The 1,613-nt window shown below is 69.4% G+C and carries 1 protein-coding gene; it reads left to right on the top strand.

Annotated features, from left to right (window positions below; genetic code table 11):
* Positions 1-1,613, top strand: a 1,613-nt coding sequence (locus AC16JP_RS08550) for a family 20 glycosylhydrolase (protein ID WP_484340193.1), incomplete at both ends; no start/stop codon positions are given.

Raw genomic sequence — 1,613 nt, 5'->3', positions numbered from 1 at the left:
TGCTGGATCCGGCGCGGCATTTCCTGTCTCTCGAGACGCTGAAGCGCCAGATCGACAACATGGAGCGGGTGAAGCTGAACACCCTGCACCTGCACCTGTCCGACGATCAGGGCTTCCGCGTCGAAAGTAAACGCTATCCGAAGCTGAACGCGGCGGGACCATACTATACGCAGGCCGAGATCCGCGACCTCGTCGCCTATGCGGCCGCACGCGGGGTGCGCATCGTCCCCGAGTTCGACGTGCCGGGGCATAGCCGGGCGATCGTCGACGCCTACCCGGAAACCGGGGTGCTGGCCGATACGGCGGTCCCCGGCCTGAAGGCGGCCGCGCTCGATCCGTCTGCGCCCGCCACCTGGGCCTTCCTCGACCGCCTGTTCGGCGAAATGACGGCGCTGTTCCCCGACCGGCATTTCCACGCCGGCGGCGACGAGGTTACAGCCGGCATCTGGACCGGCGCACCGAAGGTTCGCGCCTGGATGCAAAGCCGGGGCCATGCCGACCAGCACGCCGCCGAACGCTGGTTCGCCGGGCGGGTCGCCGCGCTGCTGAAGCGCCACGGCAAGACAATGATCGGCTGGGAGGAAGTCGCGGGCGCCGGTCTCGACCGGGAAGTCGTGGTGCAGGCGTGGCAGACGTCTAAGGCGATGGCGCGCGCGATCGAGGCCGGGCACCCGGTGATCATGTCGGCGGGCTATTATCTCAACCTGCTGATGCCGGCAGACTGGCACTATGCGATCGACCCCGCGGCAACGGCGGGCGTCGGCCTCGAACCTGAACATGCGGCACGCCTGCGCAAGCTAAGCCCGCTGTTGGCGGGGCTGGTGACCGACGCTCTCGTCGATCAGCCGATGCCGCCGCTTACCGCCGCACAGGAACGCCTGCTGCTGGGTGGCGAAATGGCACTGTGGGGCGAAATCACAACCGACGAACTGGTCGAACACCAGCTATGGCCGCGCGCCGCCGCCGTCGCCGAGCGTTTCTGGTCTCCGCGCGACGTGACCGATCCGGCCGACATGTATCACCGGCTCGACACAGTTGCGGCGCAACTTGGCAGCAACGATGCGCTGGTGCAGCGGCTTTCCCCGCACGACCCTGCGACGCTGGCGACGCTCCTCGATGCCGCCGGGCCGGTGCGCAACATGGCGCACGACCACCGGGTGCGGGCGATGCTGGCGGGCAAGCCGATCATCCAGTCCTTCAACGCTCCGGCCGACGCGGCGCCGGTCGACAGCCTGCTTGCGCATCGCTTCGAAGCCGCAGCCCGGCGCTACACCGCCGGAGAGAGGGGGCTTGCCCCCGCGCTGCAGGCGCAGTTGCGCATCTGGAAGGAAAACGACGCGCGGTTCCGGGCAGCGGCCAAGGGGCGCCCGCTTCTGGAAGCGGCGCTGCCGACGTCGGAACAACTGGCCGGGCTGGCCGCAGTGGGGTTGCAGGCTCTTGCCGCCATCGAGGCCGGCGCCACGTTGTCGGCCGATCAGGCGGCCCAGGCGCGCGCGGCGTTGAAACGGGTCGCCGATCAGGCCGACGCCTCGTGGCGGCCGTTCGACGGCTTCCTGCGGCCGCAGCCTCCTGCCGACCTCCTCCTGAAGGTCGGCCCCGGCATTGCCGCATTG

The organism is Sandaracinobacteroides sp., assembly GCF_057137845.1.
Note: the sequence above shows the minus strand (reverse complement) of the source record. Positions and strands in the feature narration are given on the sequence as shown.